Below are 14,863 nucleotides of genomic sequence, written 5' to 3'. Positions count from 1 at the left end.
GGCGTAGGGTGGCCGGTTGGCTGCCGCCATCCCCGTACGGCGGCCGGCGCCCGGCGCAGGGGGTGCCGTCTCACTCCGTGGGTATTACCGCCCAGTAGAGATGACGTTTCGCTTCCGGAGGTCCACGATGGAAGGCGGCGCGACACCTGCAGAGCAACATCTAACAGCGAAGGAACAGCGTGGCTTCCGGATCAGATCGCAACCCGATCATCATTGGCGGCCTTCCCAGCCAGGTCCCGGATTTCGATCCCGAGGAGACCCAGGAATGGCTCGACTCGCTCGACGGCGTGGTCGACGAGCGAGGCCGGGAACGGGCCCGCTACCTGATGCTCCGCCTCATCGAGCGGGCCCGTGAGAAGCGGGTGGCCGTGCCCGAGATGCGCAGCACGGACTATGTCAACACCATCGCGACCAAGGACGAGCCGTTCTTCCCCGGCAACGAGGAGATCGAGCGCAAGATCCTCAACGCGACCCGGTGGAACGCGGCGGTCATGGTGTCGCGCGCCCAGCGCCCCGGCATCGGGGTGGGCGGCCACATCGCCACCTTCGCCTCCTCCGCGTCCCTCTACGACGTCGGCTTCAACCACTTCTTCCGGGGCAAGGACGCCGGTGACGGCGGCGACCAGATCTTCTTCCAGGGGCATGCCTCGCCGGGCGTCTACGCCCGGGCCTTTCTGCTGGACCGGCTGAGCGAGTCCCACCTCGACGGCTTCCGCCAGGAGAAATCGCGCGCCCCGCACGGCCTGTCCAGCTACCCGCACCCGCGGATGATGCCGGACTTCTGGGAGTTCCCCACCGTCTCCATGGGCCTGGGCCCGATCGGCGCCATCTACCAGGCGCGGATGAACCGCTATCTGCACGCCCGGGGCATCGCCGACACCTCCCGCTCGCGGGTGTGGGCGTTCCTGGGCGACGGCGAGATGGACGAGCCCGAGTCGCTGGGGCAGCTCACCCTGGCCGCCCGGGAGGGCCTGGACAACCTCACCTTCGTGGTCAACTGCAACCTCCAGCGGCTGGACGGCCCGGTGCGGGGCAACGGCAAGATCATCCAGGAGCTGGAGTCGGTCTTCCGCGGCGCCGGCTGGAACGTGATCAAGCTGGTCTGGGACCGCTCCTGGGACCCGCTGCTGGCCCAGGACCGGGACGGCGTGCTGGTCAACAAGCTGAACACCACCCCGGACGGCCAGTTCCAGACCTATGCCACGGAGACCGGCGCCTATATCCGTGAGCACTTCTTCGGCGACGACCAGCGGCTGCGCTCGATGGTCGAGAACATGACCGACGACCAGTTGCTGCATCTCGGGCGCGGCGGCCACGACCACCGCAAGATCTACGCGGCGTACAAGGCGGCCACCGAGCACCGGGGGCAGCCCACGGTGATCCTGGCCCAGACCATCAAGGGCTGGACGCTGGGCCCCAACTTCGAGGGCCGCAACGCCACGCACCAGATGAAGAAGCTGACCGTGGACGACCTCAAGGGGTTCCGCGACCGGCTGCGCCTGCCGATCCCCGACAAGGAGCTGGAGTCCGGCCTGCCGCCGTACTACCACCCGGGGCGGGAGTCGGAGGAGATCCAGTACATGCACGACCGGCGCAAGGGCCTGGGCGGCTATGTGCCGACCCGGGTGGACCGGTCCAAGCCGCTCGTCCTGCCGGGCGACAAGACCTACGCGGCGCTGAAGAAGGGCTCCGGACAGCAGCAGATCGCCACCACCATGGCGTTTGTGCGGCTGCTGAAGGACCTGATGCGGGACAAGGAGATCGGCAAGCGGTTCGTGCCGATCGCCCCGGACGAGTACCGCACCTTCGGCATGGACTCGCTCTTCCCGACCGCCAAGATCTACAACCCGCTGGGCCAGACCTACGAGTCGGTCGACCGCGACCTGCTGCTGTCGTACAAGGAGACCCCGACCGGGCAGATGCTGCACGACGGCATCAGCGAGGCGGGCTGCACGGCCTCCCTGATCGCCGCCGGCTCCTCCTACGCCACGCACGGCGAGCCGCTGATCCCGGTGTACGTCTTCTACTCGATGTTCGGCTTCCAGCGGACCGGTGACCAGTTCTGGCAGATGGCCGACCAGATGGCGCGCGGCTTTGTGCTGGGCGCCACCGCCGGCCGGACCACCCTGACCGGTGAGGGCACCCAGCACGCGGACGGCCACTCGCAGTTGCTGGCCTCCACCAACCCGGCGTGTGTCGCCTACGACCCGGCCTTCGGCTTCGAGATCGCACACATCGTGCGGGACGGCCTGCGCCGGATGTACGGGGAGAACGCCGAGGACGTCTTCTACTACCTGACCGTCTACAACGAGCCGATCCACCACCCGGCCGAGCCGGAGAACGTGGACGTCGAGGGCATCCTCAAGGGCCTGTACCGGTTCCGGCAGGCCGAAGGGGGCGAGATCCCGGCCCAGATCCTGGCCTCGGGTGTCGCGCTGCCCTGGGCGCTCACCGCCCAGCGCATCCTGGCCGAGGAGTGGCACGTAAAGGCCGACGTATGGTCCGCGACCTCCTGGAACGAGCTGCGGCGGGACGCGGTCGCGGCCGAGGAGCACAATCTGCTCCACCCGGAGGAGGAGCAGCAGGTGCCGTATGTCACCCGCAAGCTCCAGGACGCGCAGGGCCCGGTGCTGGCGGTCTCCGACTGGATGCGCTCGGTGCCGGACCAGATCGCGCGCTGGGTGCCCGGCACCTACCAGTCGCTGGGCGCCGACGGCTTCGGCTTCGCCGACACCCGGGGCGCGGCGCGGCGCTTCTTCCACATCGACGCCGAGTCGATCGTGGTCGGGGTGCTGACCGAGCTGGCCCGGGAAGGGAAGATCGACCGCTCGGCGCTGAAGCAGGCCATCGACCGCTACCAGATCCTGGACGTCACCGCCGCCGACCCGGGCACCATGGGCGGCGACGCGTAGGCCCGCGACGGCGGCGCATGCGCCGCGCACGGCTCCCGAAGGGGGCCGGTCCTCCCCCCGCCCTGGGCGGGGGGAGGACCGGCCCCCTTCGCCCTGGGTGCCCCCGGCCGGCGGCGGGCCGGGGGCGGGGACACGGACGGGGGTGGCGGGACCGGCGGTGGCGGGCCTTAGCATGCGGGGCATGTCTGCTGTGCCGGAATCCGCCGTTCCCGGACCGCCGAAGGAAGCGGCCACGCCACCGACCGCCGCCGCAACCGGGGCGCGGCCCGCCGAGCACGCCCGGACCCGCTGGGAGCGGCGCGTCGAGGTGCCGCTGCTCTCCCTGGCCGCGGTGTTCGGCGTCGCCTACGCCGTGCCCATTGTGGTCACCGACCCGCCGCGCACCGTGACCGTGGTGTGCCAGGCGGTCAACTGGCTGGTCTGGGCGGCCTTCGCGGGCGACTATGTGGTGCGGCTGGTGCTCTCCCGCGACCGCTGGGACTTCGTCCGGCGCCATCCCTTCGCGCTGCTCGCCGTGTTGCTGCCGATCCTGCGTCCCTTGCAGTTGCTGCGGCTGGTCTCCGCCCTGCTGCTGGTCGGCGAACGGGCCAGGATGGCCTCGCAGATCAGGCTGACCACCTATGTCGCCGGCTGCTGCGCCGGGCTGCTGATGTTCGGCTCACTCGCCGTGCTGGAAGTGGAACGCGGCGTCGAGGGCTCCACCATCGAAACCCTGGGCGACGCGGTGTGGTGGGCGTTCGTGACCATGACCACGGTCGGCTACGGCGACACCTCGCCGGTCACCCCCATGGGCAAACTGCTGGCCGTCGGCCTGATGCTGGGCGGGATCGCCCTGCTCGGCGTGGTCACCGCCAATATCGCCGCCTGGTTCATCGCCCGCTTCGAGCGGGATGACCGCAGCACCGAGGAACTCTCCGTGGCGGTGGCCGAACTCACCGCCGAGGTCCGCGCCCTCCGCGCCCGGATCGCCGAAATGTCGGGCACGTCACACCCGGTGGAGCCCGCCGGCACCGGCGCAGGTCACGGCGGGGACACGGCGCCACCGGCGCCGCGCGCCCCCCGCACCGGGTGATCCACGCCCCGGCAGATCCCGGTTTGTCCGCAGGTCCCGCCTATGATGCGGGACTAGTGCATGCACCATCCCTTTCTCCCGTTCCTCCCGCCGGCGGTCGCGTGACGACCGCCGCACGCCGTGTAGTGCTCCAACTCGCCGTGGTGTTCGCCGTCCTGGTCACCTCGGGCTGGGTGGCCCACGGCGGATCGCCGCCGCCCGACGCCTACTCGGTGCAGCTGGGCGCCTGGCGAAAAGAGACGGTCGAGGGTGCCGCGCTCCCCGATCCCCGCGCCCCGGCGGACGAGATCGCCGGCTTCTTCAGCGGCCTCTCCGGGTTCCAGCAGCTCGCCCTGGCCCGCGACTATCCACTGGTGGTGGGCAATCTCAACGGCGCCCCGGTGGAGTTGCGCTACACCGCCAACAGCTACGCCCTGGCCCAGGCCGAGGCCGAGGAACGCACCCGGCTGGACAACAAGCGGCTCACCTCCGCGGGCCGGCGGGCGGTGAACCGCCGCGCCAACCGCTACGCCTCGCTGCGCAGGCCGCACCGGCAGATCCTGGCCTTCGACCCGGACGGCCGCGGCCGGGCCGCCGAGGTGCTGGGCGATCTGCACCGGGCCGAGCGGATCACGGTGATCGTGCCGGGCATCGACAACGACCTGCTGAACTTCGAGCGCACCGCGCTGAAGTGGTCCGCCCCGGTGGGCATGGCCACCGCGCTCTACCGGGAGCAGCGCAAGGCCGCCCCCGAGGTGCCGACCGCGGTGATCGCCTGGGGCGACTACGTCACGCCCAACGGCATGAGCGTGGCCGCCGCCACCGCCGAGCTGGCCGAGGCCGGCGCCGAGCGGCTGACCGGCCTGCTGGCCGGGCTGCCCGGCGACGCCCGGACCACCCTGATCTGCCACTCCTACGGCTCGGTGGTCTGCGGGATGGCCGCCGACGAGCTGCCGGACCGGGTGTCCGACATCGTGGCCGTGGCCAGCCCCGGGATGCGGGCCTCCAGCGCCGCCGCGCTGGACACCACGGCCCGGGTGTGGGCGACGCGGGCGCCGGACGACTGGATCGCCGATGTGCCCAATCTGTCGGTCGGTCCGCTGGGCCATGGCATCGATCCGGTCAGCCCCCAGTTCGGGGCCCTGCTGCTCAGCTCCGAGCGGGTCAGCGGCCATGCCGGGTACTTCGAACCGGGGACGGACAGTCTGGCCGCGTTCGCCCGCGTCGGTACCGGCCGGCTGGGCGAACTCGGCTGGTTCACCGACGCGGCCCGGTGCCGCTTCCGCCCGGAGGGCACCGGCGGGCCGGCCGGCGGCGGGGCCGCACTGGCCTACTGACCGGCCCCCCGGCCCCCCGGCCCCCCGGTCCCGCCGGGACGGGCCACGGCCCGGGCCGCCGGTACCGACCGGGGCATTCCGGGCACCGCGCGGATGCCCCGGGAGCCACATCCGCCCCCCTCCCGGACCGGACCCGCCCCTACCGCACGGATGGCACATACGATGACCCTTATGGGTGATGTGCTGGCCGGAATCCACTCCTCCTGGGAGTTCGACACCGATTCTGTACTCATCCGCTTCGAACGGGGGCTCCGTACACCCAGGCTGTTCCAGGTGCTGGGGGAGCGCCGCATCCCGTACGAGGCGCTGAGTTCGGTCGAACTGGCACCGGGGGCCAAGCGGGGGACCGTGGTCCTGCGTGCGGTGCCCCGCAAGGGGGCGGATCCCCTGGTGGAGTGCGCCGCCGGGCAGCTCCGTGAGGCTGCCGACCCCTACCGGCTGGTGCTGCCCGCCGAGCGCGCCACCCTGGCCGAGTACTACGCCTCCGAGCTGGGTTCCGGGCTCGGGCCGGACGCCGACCGCCCCTGCACCGCCTTCCTGGTCACGGCGCCGGCCGCGCCGCTCCAGTTCAAGGCGTACGACGCCAAGGTCACCTTCGACGGCACGGCGGTGGCCTTCCGCTGGTTCTGGACCGGTGCCTCCTCGGCCAAGTGGAAGGCCGGCGACCAGACCTTTGCGATCGGCGAGCTGGCCGGTGTGGAGTGGCGCTCGCCGGAGATCGCCGGGGGGCATCTGCGGCTGATCCGGCGCGGCCCGGACGGCGCGCCGGACAAGCCGGAGGAGCCCGGCCCGGCCGACCAGGACCCGGCGGCCGTGGTGTTCGGCCTCGGCTACGGACTGGTCCACGAATCGCTGCCGCTGGCCGCCAGCGTGCTGTACGCGGTGCGCAACTCCGCGCCCGAGGACCTGGTGCCGGTCCAGCCGCAGGCCCGCCGCAACGGGCGGGCCGATCCGGCCGACATCGCCGAGCGCATCCGCCACCTCGGTGAGCTGCACTCCGCCGGACTGCTCACCGACGAGGAGTTCAGCGACAAGAAGAAGGCCCTGCTGGCCGAGCTCTAGCCCGCTCAAGGTCTGCGGCGGCAACGGACCGGGCCGCGGGCACGCCGCCGCACGGCGGGGCGCAGGCCGTACGCTGCGGGCTATGGAGCAGCAGCAGGCCCGGGACGCCGGCGCGACCGCCGCCGTCCCGCCGCGCCGCCGGATGCCGCGCCCGGTGCCGCTGCCGCGGCTGCTGCCGCACGCCCTGGCCTTCGCCGCCACCGCCGCCCTGCTGCCGGTCACCATCATCGTGCTGGACCGGCCGGACCGGCTCGACGGCGGCCTGGCCGGGCTGCTGGGCATCCTCCAGGCCGGTCCGCTGCTGTTCGCCGCCGCCCGCCCCCGCCAGGTCTGGTACGTCGTCCTCGCCGCCGACACGGCCACCGCGCTGGCCCTGCTGGCCGCCGACGACCGGACGCTGTCCTGGCCGTGGCCGCCCATGACCGTGGTGGGCTATCTGCTGCTGTGCGCCGCGCTCTCGCTCACCGAGAACCGGCGCACCCTGATCACCGTCTTCGCCGCCACGGCCGCCGTCTCGCTGGTCCTCGGCCTGCTCGCCCCCGAGCGCAGCTCCGGCTCCCATGTGGTGCTGACCGTGCTGGCCGGCGTGGTGCTCACGCTCGGCGGTTCGCTGCGCGCTCTGATGCTCACCCGGCGCCGGCTGGCCGAGCAGGAGACCATCAGCGAGTCCGAGCGCGCCCGGCGCACCCTGCTGGAGGAGCGCGCCCGGATCGCCCGCGAGCTGCACGATGTGGTGGCCCACCACATGTCGGTGATCACCGTGCAGGCGGACAGCGCCCCCTACCGGCTGGCCGGGCTGCCGCCCGAGGCGCGCGAGGAGTTCGCGGCCATCGCGGCCAGTGCCCGCCATTCGCTGGGCGAGATGCGGCGGCTGCTCGGCGTGCTGCGCAGCGAGCAGAACGGCGGCGAACGCACCCCGCAGCCCGGCCTGGCGGATCTGCCCGGCCTGGTGGACGCCACCCGCCGGGCGGGCATCCCCACCGAGCTGCGGCTGCCCGCCGTGGCCGGGGAGGGCCCGGAGGCGCCCCCGGTCCCGGCCGTCCCGCAGGCCGTCGGGCTGAGCGCCTACCGGATCGTTCAGGAGGCGCTGGCCAATGTGGTGCGGCACGCGCCCGGCGCGCCCACCACGGTGACCCTGGGCATCGAGGGCGACGCGCTGGACGTCACGGTGCGGAACGGCCCCTCCCCCGGCCCGGCCTCCGGCGGCCCGGCCGTGGAGGCGGGCGCGGCCGGCACCGGCCACGGCCTGGTCGGCATGCGGGAGCGGGTCCGGCTGGTGGGCGGCACCCTGGAGACCGGCCCGCTCCCGGACGGCGGCTTCCGGGTCACCGCTACGCTGCCCCTGTGACCGTCACCCGGGTACTGATCGTCGACGACCAGAGCATGGTGCGGGCCGGCTTCGCCGCGCTGCTGGCCGCGCAGAGCGACATCGACGTGATCGGCGAGGCCGCCGACGGCGAGGAGGGCGTGGCACTGGCCCGCTCCCGCCACCCGGACGTGGTGCTGATGGATGTGCGGATGCCGGTGCTGGACGGTCTGGAGGCGGCCCGCCGCATCCTGGACCCGCCGCGCGGCATCACCCACCGCCCCCGGGTGCTGATGCTGACCACCTTCGATGTGGACGACTACGTCTACGAGGCGCTGCGCGCCGGTGCCAGCGGCTTTCTGCTCAAGGACTCGCCGCCGTCCGACCTGATCGCGGCGGTGCGGGTGGTGGCGGCCGGGGACGCGCTGCTCGCTCCCTCGGTCACCCGCCGGCTGATCGCCGACTTCGCCCGCCGGCGGCCCGCCCCGCCGCGCGGCGCGGACCGCCCGGCGCTGCGGCTGAAGGCCCTCACCGCCCGCGAGCGGGAGGTGCTGGAGCTGATCGCCCGGGGGCTGTCCAACACCGAGATCGCCGAGACCCTGGTGCTGGCCGAGCAGACGGTGAAGACGCACGTCAGCCGCATCCTCGGCAAGCTCGGCCTGCGGGACCGGGCCCAGGCGGTGATCCTGGCCTACGAATCCGGCCTGATCACCCCCGGCCGGTCCTGAGCCCCGGCCGGCCGTGAGGCGGGCCCCGCCCGGCGGCGAGGCCGCTGTTTCGCCTCACCCGCCCCCTACCCGGGTACTACGCGCGGTTTGGCGCCACGGTGTGACGCCCCGGCGGCAGCCGCGACCGCAGTCTCCCCCCTGCAACCGCAGGAGAGAGGGAGAACCGCGATGCCGCGCAGCCGCCGCGCCGTGGCCGCCGCCACGCTGTTCGCCGTGCTGGGCACGGGAAGCTGGTCGGCCTTCGGCACACCGCTGATCACCGGGCAGCCGCCCGGCACCGCGGCCTGGCTGGCCGACGGAGCCGGGCCGCCCGACCCGGCCGGCGCCGCGCCCGCCGAGGTCGCCGCCTATTTCGCGGCACTCGGCCCGGCCGCGGCCGGCCGGCTGGCCGAACGCCACCCGCGGGTGGCGGGCAATCTGGACGGGGCGCCGCCGGAGCTGCGGTACGCGGCCAACGCCCGCGCCTGGATGGCGCACTTCGGCGAGCCACCGGAGCCGGGACGGCAGCTGCTGGCCTTCGACCCGCGCGGCCGGGGCACCTTCGCCGAGGTGTACGGCGATCTCGCGGCGGCCGAGCGGATCGCGGTGATCGTGCCGGGAACCGGCAACGACCTGGAACGGCACGCCACCCCCGACGCCATGGCCCGCGGGCTGCTGCGGCGGATGGCCCAGGACGACCCCTCGGCCGCCCCGGCGGTCATCGCCTGGGTCGGCTACACCACCCCCGGCGAGATCGGGGCGGACGCCGCGGCCGGCCGGCTGGCCGAGGCGGGCGCACCCCGGCTGGCCCGGTTCCTGGCCGGGCTGGCCGCGGTGACCGACGCGGCCCCGCCGGCGGTGTTCTGCCACAGCTACGGCGCCGTGGTGTGCGGGCTGGCCGCCGCCCGGCTGGCCCCGGAAGACGCCGGTGACCTGGTCTTCTTCGCGGCGCCCGGCACCCGGGCGAGCAGCGCGGAGGCGCTGGGCACCACCGCCCGGGTGTGGGCGGCCCGCGCCCCGGAGGACTGGGTGGGCCGGGTGCCGGATATGCAGGTGCTGGGCCTGGGGCACGGCCCCGACCCCACCGGCCCGGCATACGGCGCCCGGGTGGTGACCGCCCGCACCGTGGACGGCCATGCCGGCTATCTGGAGCCCGGCACCGACGCGCTGCGCAACTTCTCCGCGATCGCCCTCGGCGACCACACCGCCGTCACCTGCTCCCCCGGCTCCCAGGAGTGCCACGATGCCCGCCGCCGCTGAGCGCGCCGCCCGGTCGCTGTGCCGCCGGATCGAGGCCGGCACCCCGCCCGGCAGGGACCGGGCCGTGGACGGGCTGCGGGCGCTGGCGCTGCTCGCCGTCCCGGCCGGGCACTGGCTGGTGGGCGGCTTCACCCTCGGCCCCGGGGACGGCGCGCTGCGCAACGCCAGCCCGCTCGCCGCCCTCCCCGAGCTCGCCCCGGCGAGCTGGCTGTTCCAGATGCTGGGCATCTTCTTCCTGGTGGGCGGCCATTCCTCGGTCCGCTCGCTGCGGCGCTGCGCCGGGCGCGGCGAGCCCACGGCGCGCTGGCTGCGCGGGCGGCTGGCCCGGCTGGGCCGTCCCGTGGTCGGGGTGGCCACGGTCTGGGCCGGGCTGCTGGCCCTGCTCGGCGCCGCCGGGGTCCCGGACGGCACGCTGCGCACCGCCGTGGTGCTGGTGGTGCAGCCGCTGTGGTTCGTCGGGATCTATGCGGTGATCACCGCACTCACCCCGCTCTGTCTGCGTGCCGCGCAGCGGCTGGGCGGCCTCGGCTCGGCCGCCCCGCTGCTGCTCACCGTCGCCGTCGTGGACTTCCTGCGCTACGGCCCGTACGCGGCGGCGATGCCGGGCTGGCTGGGCCTGCTCAATCTGCTGCCCGGCTGGCTGTTCGGCTACCAGCTCGGCGTGGCCTGGGGCACCGGCCGGCTGCGCCGCCCCGCCGCCCGGCTGCTGCTGGCCGGGGGCGCGGCGCTGTTCGCCGTGCTGCTGCTGGTCTTCGGCTACCCGGCCTCCCTGGTGGGCGTGCCGGGCGGGACGCGCACCAACTCCCACCCGCCGTCCCTGCTGGTGCTCGCCCTGGCGGCGGCCCAGTCGGGCGCGGCGGTGCTGCTGCGCGGCCGGCTGGACGGGCTGCTGCGCCGCCGCCCCGGGCTGTGGGCTCCGGTCGTGGTGGTCAATCTCTCCGCCATGACGATCCTGTGCTGGCACCAGACCGCGATGCTGGCGGTGGCCGTGACCAGCGCGCCGTTCGGCCCGCTGCCCGGGCTGACCGAGGCGCCGGCCTCGCCGGGCTGGGTGGCCGCCCGGCTGGCCTGGCTGCCGCTGTTCGCCCTGCTCCTGGTGGTGACCGGCCGGGCGGTGCGCCGTTTCGAGGCGCCGTGGAGCGGTGCCACGGCCGGCCACCGCGGCATCGCCGCGGTGCTCACCGCGGGATTCGCCGGCTATGCCGTCGCCGTGCTGTGATGGCCGGAACTCCTGCGCGGGCGGCGGGCGATGGGGAGACTGGGCACCATGCGTCCGATCCGAATCCGCCGCCGTGCCGTTCCCGTACTCACCGCCGTGCTGCTGGCGCTGCCGGCCGCCGCCGCGCTGACCGCGTGCAGTTCCTCCTCCGGTGACTCCCCCGGTGACTCCTCCGGTTCCTCCTCCGGCGCCGGCGGGGAGGAAGCGGCGGGCGGTGAGCGGGTCACCGTCCGTTACACCCCCGGGTCCCCGCTGGACGAGGAGAGCCTCGGCCGGGTCGCCGACCAGCTGCGGCAGCGGGCCGAGGCGCTGGAGCTGGGCGAGGTGACGGTGGAGACCGACGGACGGGGCGGGGTGCTGCTGACCGGCCCGGCCGCGGGCGAGCGCAGCCTCCGGGCGCTGGCCAGGCCCGGCGCGCTGCACTTCCGCCCGGTGCTGGCCCTCTCCCACCAGGCGGCCGGCTCCGGCGGGATGCCGGCCGGCCCCGGCCTGCCGCTGGCCGCGGAGTTCGACGCCCTGGACTGCGCCGACGGCACGGCCGCCGCGGAGGCCGCCCGGGGCCACGACCCACAGCAGCCGGTGATCGCCTGCGGGCCGGGCAGCACCGAGGGGCAACCGCCGGTGAAGTATCTGCTGGGGCCCTCGGCGATGACCGGCACCGAGGTGACGGCGGCGGAGGCGGTCCTGGACCAGCAGACCGGAACGGGCTGGCTCGTCCAGATCGAGCTGTCCGAGGCCGGTGCCGGTCAGTTCGGCGATCTCACCGAGGAACTCGCCCTCCAGGGCCCGCCGCAGAACCAGGTGGCCATCGTGATGGACGGCGAGGTGGTCTCCGCCCCGTCCGTGCACGAGCGGATCGGGGGCGGCACGCTCCAGATCCAGGGCGGCATGGCCGAGCCGTTCACCGAGGAGTCCGCCGGCGAGTTCGCGGCCGTCCTGGTCTCCGGCGCCCTCCCGGTTCCCCTGACGGTGGAGTCGGCGGCCGGCTGACCCGGCGGGCCCCTCCGGCGCGGGGCGCCCGGTACACCATGCCCCGATACGTCATGTCACGTCACAGCACGCAGTGGAAGGCCAGACCGTGCGGGATGAGGTGGTAGTGGGTGCGTCTGGCGGGGCGGGGTGTGGTGAGCAGACGGCCGCCGAGGTGCCAGAGGGCCGGGGTGTCGGGAACGTAGGGCCGGGTCGGATCCGGATCGAGGATCGGGAACTCGTCCATCCGGTGCCGGATGGGTCGTCGCATGGCTGGTGCCCTCCTGTGCCGCGGCGCCGGGCCCGCGGGAGCGAGCGGTCCGGCGCTCTCGGGTTGGCAAACGCCGAAGGACGATCGGGGGGCACGCCTTCTGCACGGTTACCTCCGCTGCGTCCGCGCGGGGGTGCCGGCTCCTTCCGCGGTGCCGGCCGCGGGGTCCGCCGCCGGCGGGGCGGCGGTGCCGTAGAAGCGGATCTTGTAGTCGAGCACGGTCAGGGCGTCCTGGAGTTCGGCGATCCGGCGCAGCACATCGTCCCGGGTGGTGCGGAGCAGGTCCTGGCGCGCCTCGAAGGTGTGGTCGCCCTCCCGGACCAGTTCGGCGTAGCGGACCATGTCCGCCACCGGCATGCCGGTCAGCCGCAGCTTGCCGATGAACTCCAGCCAGTTCAGGTCCTGGTTGCGGAACCGCCGCTGGCCGGTGTGCGAACGGTCGATGTGCGGCATCAGCCCGATCCGCTCGTACCAGCGCAGGGTGTGCGCGCTCAGGCCGGTCAGGGCGGCGACCTCGCTGATGGTGTAGTGGTCCTGGCCGTCCGGGCGGGGATGGGCGACGGACGCGGTGACGCAGGCGTCACCGTCCGGGGCCGCCGGGCCGGTGCCGTCGGAGGTCTTCGCTGCCGTGGGAGCCGTGGGAGCGGTGTCGGTGACGGTCATGCCTGCACCGTACAAAGTTGGAGTCCACTCCAGGCAAGCCGGTCCGGCCGGGGATCTCCGGGCCCAGGCGGCCCGCCGGGCTAGGCTCGGAGCATGGCTGACACGGCGGGCACGGGCAGGAGCGAGCAGGGCATGGACACCGGTGGAGGCGCCCGGGCGGGCGGAACGCTGCGCAGTCTGGCGCTGGTCGACGAGTGGCAGGTGCCGGACACGGCGGCGGGCGTGGTGCTGGCGGACGGCACGGTGGCCGGGCGGCACGGGCCGACCGGACGGCCCATCCCGCTGGCCTCGGTGACCAAGCCGCTGGCCGCCTACGCGGTGCTGGTGGCGGTCGAGGAGGGCGCGGTGGAACTGGACGAGCCGGCGGGACCGCCCGGCTCGACGGTCCGGCATCTGCTGGCGCACGCCTCCGGGCTGGCCTTCGAGGGGACTCGGGTGCAGGCGCGGCCCGGGGAGCGCCGGATCTACTCCAACTCCGGCTTCGAGGTGCTGGCCGACCAGGTGACCAAGGCCAGCGGCATCCCCTTCCCGGAGTATCTGCGGCAGGCGGTGTTCGAGCCGCTGGGCATGCGGGACACCGGGCTGACCGGCTCGCCCGCCAAGGACGCGGTCTCCACGGTGGAGGACCTGCTGCGCTTCGCGGCCGAACTCCAGGCGCCGAAGCTGCTGGACCCGGCCACGGTGGCGGAGGCGGCCTCGGTGGTGTTCCCTGGGCTGAGCGGTGTGCTGCCCGGCTTCGGCAACCAGAAGCCGAACGACTGGGGGCTGGGCTTCGAGATCCGGGGCGGCAAGCATCCGCACTGGACGGGCGCCTCCTCCTCGCCGCGCACCTTCGGGCACTTCGGCCAGTCCGGAACGTTTCTGTGGGTCGATCCGGAGGCGGGCGCGGCGTGCGTGGTGCTGACCGGGCAGGCGTTCGGGCCGTGGGCGGCGGAGGTGTGGCCGTTCTTCACCGATGCGGTGCTGGCCGAGCTGCGCGAGCCGGAGCGGACGGCCGGGCCGCGCGGCTGAGTCCGTCGCGCCCCTCCCCGGGCGCCGTTCCGCCCGGGGAGGGGTGCCGGTGCCGCCGGGGCGTGCGTTGCGGACCGGATGTGGGGCTCAGATCCGGCCGGCGCCGGCGCCGGCGGTGACGATGCTCTTGACGCTGCTCGCGCTGTCCAGGTGGTAGGAGTAGGGGATGGATGCGGTGCTGCCGGCGGTTTCCGGGGTGCCGGAGCCCACGAAGTGGTTGTTGCGGGCGACCAGGCTGCCGGGGTCGGAGGAGCCGTAGCCCACATGGGTGGGGTCGTCGACGTTCTCGAAGTAGTTGCCCTCGACCAGGACGCCGGCGTTCATGGTGGAGGCCACGCCGTAGTCGTTGTTGTAGTAGTAGTTGTTGTAGACGTGGACGGGGTTGCCGAAGCGGACCCGGGGGTGGCGGGAGCCGGTGCCGTCGAACCAGTTGTGGTGGTAGGACACCCGCAGGTGGCCGATGTCGGCGGTGTGGTTGTCGGAGTGGCCCAGCAGCATGGTCTTGCCGTGGTTGTAGAAGCGGTTCCAGGAGACGGTGATGTAGTCCGACTCCCGCTTGATGTCCACGGCGCCGTCATAGCCGTTGGTGAAGGTGTTGTGGTCCACCCAGATGTTGGTGGAGCCTTCCTGGATGTTGATGGCGTCGTCGTCCCAGTCGCGGAAGGTGAGATTGCGGATGATGACGTTGTGGGAGCCGTTGAGGTTCAGGCCCCCGCCCGCGATGGTGGCGCCGGAGCCCACCCCGATGATGGTCTTGTTGGACCCCACCCGGTGCATGCCCGACCAGGAGATGGTGCCGCTGACCCGGATGGTCTGGGTGGCCGTCGAGGTCAGCGCGGCATCGAGCTGACTGGCGCTGCTGACGGTGACGGTGGCGCCGCCGGCGCCGCCGGTGGTGCCGCCGTTCCGGGTGGCCCAGCCCTCCAGCCCGCCGGGCGGCTGCGGATTGCCGCCGCCGTCCGCGGGGACCAGCCGGAACTGCTGGTTCCAGCCGTTGAGATCGTCGTACTGGGAGATCCGGCCGCCGTCGGCGGTGGACCACTCCCACACATCGAGCGCCTTGCCGCTGAAGCGGTTGACGAAGCGGTAGTAGCC

13 protein-coding genes are annotated in these 14,863 nt (G+C 73.8%); 10 read left to right on the top strand and 3 right to left on the bottom strand.

Annotated elements, in window-relative coordinates:
- The first annotated feature begins 179 nt into the window (after window positions 1-179).
- The 9 genes from aceE to BM242_RS11115 all read left to right on the top strand — a co-directional run bounded on the left by aceE (window position 180) and on the right by BM242_RS11115 (window position 11,844).
- Window positions 180-2,912 carry a pyruvate dehydrogenase (acetyl-transferring), homodimeric type gene (gene aceE, locus BM242_RS11160; protein WP_093838615.1) on the top strand — a complete coding sequence of 911 codons (2,733 nt, stop codon included), beginning with the start codon at window positions 180-182 and terminating at the stop codon, window positions 2,910-2,912.
- Window positions 2,913-3,093: 181 nt separating this feature from the next.
- Complete coding sequence (locus BM242_RS11150) at window positions 3,094-3,984, top strand: potassium channel family protein (protein ID WP_093838873.1); 891 nt, start codon at window positions 3,094-3,096, stop codon at window positions 3,982-3,984.
- A gap of 101 nt (window positions 3,985-4,085) precedes the next feature.
- Complete coding sequence (locus tag BM242_RS11145) at window positions 4,086-5,300, top strand: alpha/beta hydrolase (protein WP_093838613.1); 1,215 nt, start codon at window positions 4,086-4,088, stop codon at window positions 5,298-5,300.
- A 171-nt stretch (window positions 5,301-5,471) separates the two neighbouring features.
- On the top strand, window positions 5,472-6,362 hold the full coding sequence (locus BM242_RS11140; protein ID WP_093838612.1) for a DUF4429 domain-containing protein: 891 nt from the start codon (window positions 5,472-5,474) through the stop codon (window positions 6,360-6,362).
- An 82-nt stretch (window positions 6,363-6,444) separates the two neighbouring features.
- On the top strand, window positions 6,445-7,710 hold the full coding sequence (locus BM242_RS11135) for a sensor histidine kinase (protein ID WP_093838611.1): 1,266 nt from the start codon (window positions 6,445-6,447) through the stop codon (window positions 7,708-7,710).
- On the top strand, window positions 7,707-8,396 hold the full coding sequence (locus tag BM242_RS11130; protein ID WP_281254678.1) for a response regulator: 690 nt from the start codon (window positions 7,707-7,709) through the stop codon (window positions 8,394-8,396). The genes BM242_RS11135 and BM242_RS11130 overlap by 4 nt, the downstream gene beginning before the upstream one ends.
- Window positions 8,397-8,564: 168 nt before the next feature.
- Window positions 8,565-9,635, top strand: a complete 1,071-nt coding sequence (locus BM242_RS11125; protein WP_093838610.1) for an alpha/beta hydrolase — start codon at window positions 8,565-8,567, stop codon at window positions 9,633-9,635.
- Window positions 9,619-10,854, top strand: coding sequence for an acyltransferase family protein (locus tag BM242_RS11120; protein WP_093838609.1), 1,236 nt, complete (start codon window positions 9,619-9,621; stop codon window positions 10,852-10,854). The genes BM242_RS11125 and BM242_RS11120 overlap by 17 nt, the downstream gene beginning before the upstream one ends.
- A 48-nt stretch (window positions 10,855-10,902) precedes the next feature.
- Window positions 10,903-11,844 (top strand): SecDF P1 head subdomain-containing protein, encoded by a 942-nt coding sequence (locus BM242_RS11115; RefSeq protein ID WP_093838608.1) that lies wholly within the window; start codon window positions 10,903-10,905, stop codon window positions 11,842-11,844.
- Between the two features lie 61 nt (window positions 11,845-11,905).
- Here BM242_RS11115 and BM242_RS28890 read toward each other — a convergent pair whose 3' ends face one another.
- Together BM242_RS28890 and BM242_RS11110 are read right to left on the bottom strand one after the other, a co-directional pair.
- Window positions 11,906-12,094 (bottom strand): hypothetical protein, encoded by a 189-nt coding sequence (locus BM242_RS28890; RefSeq protein ID WP_139238317.1) that lies wholly within the window; start codon window positions 12,092-12,094, stop codon window positions 11,906-11,908.
- Between the two features lie 108 nt (window positions 12,095-12,202).
- Window positions 12,203-12,757 (bottom strand): MerR family transcriptional regulator, encoded by a 555-nt coding sequence (locus BM242_RS11110; RefSeq protein ID WP_093838607.1) that lies wholly within the window; start codon window positions 12,755-12,757, stop codon window positions 12,203-12,205.
- A gap of 132 nt (window positions 12,758-12,889) precedes the next feature.
- On the opposite strand from BM242_RS11110, the gene BM242_RS11105 reads away from it, so the two are divergent.
- Window positions 12,890-13,768 (top strand): serine hydrolase domain-containing protein, encoded by an 879-nt coding sequence (locus BM242_RS11105; RefSeq protein ID WP_093838606.1) that lies wholly within the window; start codon window positions 12,890-12,892, stop codon window positions 13,766-13,768.
- Window positions 13,769-13,855: 87 nt separating this feature from the next.
- Here the strand turns inward: BM242_RS11105 and BM242_RS11100 are convergent.
- Window positions 13,856-14,863: pectate lyase family protein (locus BM242_RS11100; protein WP_107365111.1), on the bottom strand; the 1,008-nt coding region annotated here is incomplete at its 5' end.

This window comes from Streptomyces aidingensis (assembly GCF_900112355.1).
Lineage (GTDB): Bacteria > Actinomycetota > Actinomycetes > Streptomycetales > Streptomycetaceae > Streptomyces > Streptomyces aidingensis.
Note: the sequence above shows the minus strand (reverse complement) of the source record. Positions and strands in the feature narration are given on the sequence as shown.

Bases quoted from the DNA above. Each gene is read 5' to 3' on its own strand.
- BM242_RS11135 (WP_093838611.1), top strand. From the start codon at position 6,445: ATGGAGCAGCAGCAGGCCCGGGACGCCGGCGCGACCGCCGCCGTCCCG.
- BM242_RS11110 (WP_093838607.1), bottom strand. From the start codon at position 12,757: ATGACCGTCACCGACACCGCTCCCACGGCTCCCACGGCAGCGAAGACC.
- BM242_RS11120 (WP_093838609.1), top strand. From the start codon at position 9,619: ATGCCCGCCGCCGCTGAGCGCGCCGCCCGGTCGCTGTGCCGCCGGATC.
- BM242_RS11105 (WP_093838606.1), top strand. From the start codon at position 12,890: ATGGACACCGGTGGAGGCGCCCGGGCGGGCGGAACGCTGCGCAGTCTG.
- BM242_RS11125 (WP_093838610.1), top strand. From the start codon at position 8,565: ATGCCGCGCAGCCGCCGCGCCGTGGCCGCCGCCACGCTGTTCGCCGTG.
- BM242_RS11150 (WP_093838873.1), top strand. From the start codon at position 3,094: ATGTCTGCTGTGCCGGAATCCGCCGTTCCCGGACCGCCGAAGGAAGCG.
- BM242_RS28890 (WP_139238317.1), bottom strand. From the start codon at position 12,094: ATGCGACGACCCATCCGGCACCGGATGGACGAGTTCCCGATCCTCGAT.
- BM242_RS11140 (WP_093838612.1), top strand. From the start codon at position 5,472: ATGGGTGATGTGCTGGCCGGAATCCACTCCTCCTGGGAGTTCGACACC.
- BM242_RS11115 (WP_093838608.1), top strand. From the start codon at position 10,903: ATGCGTCCGATCCGAATCCGCCGCCGTGCCGTTCCCGTACTCACCGCC.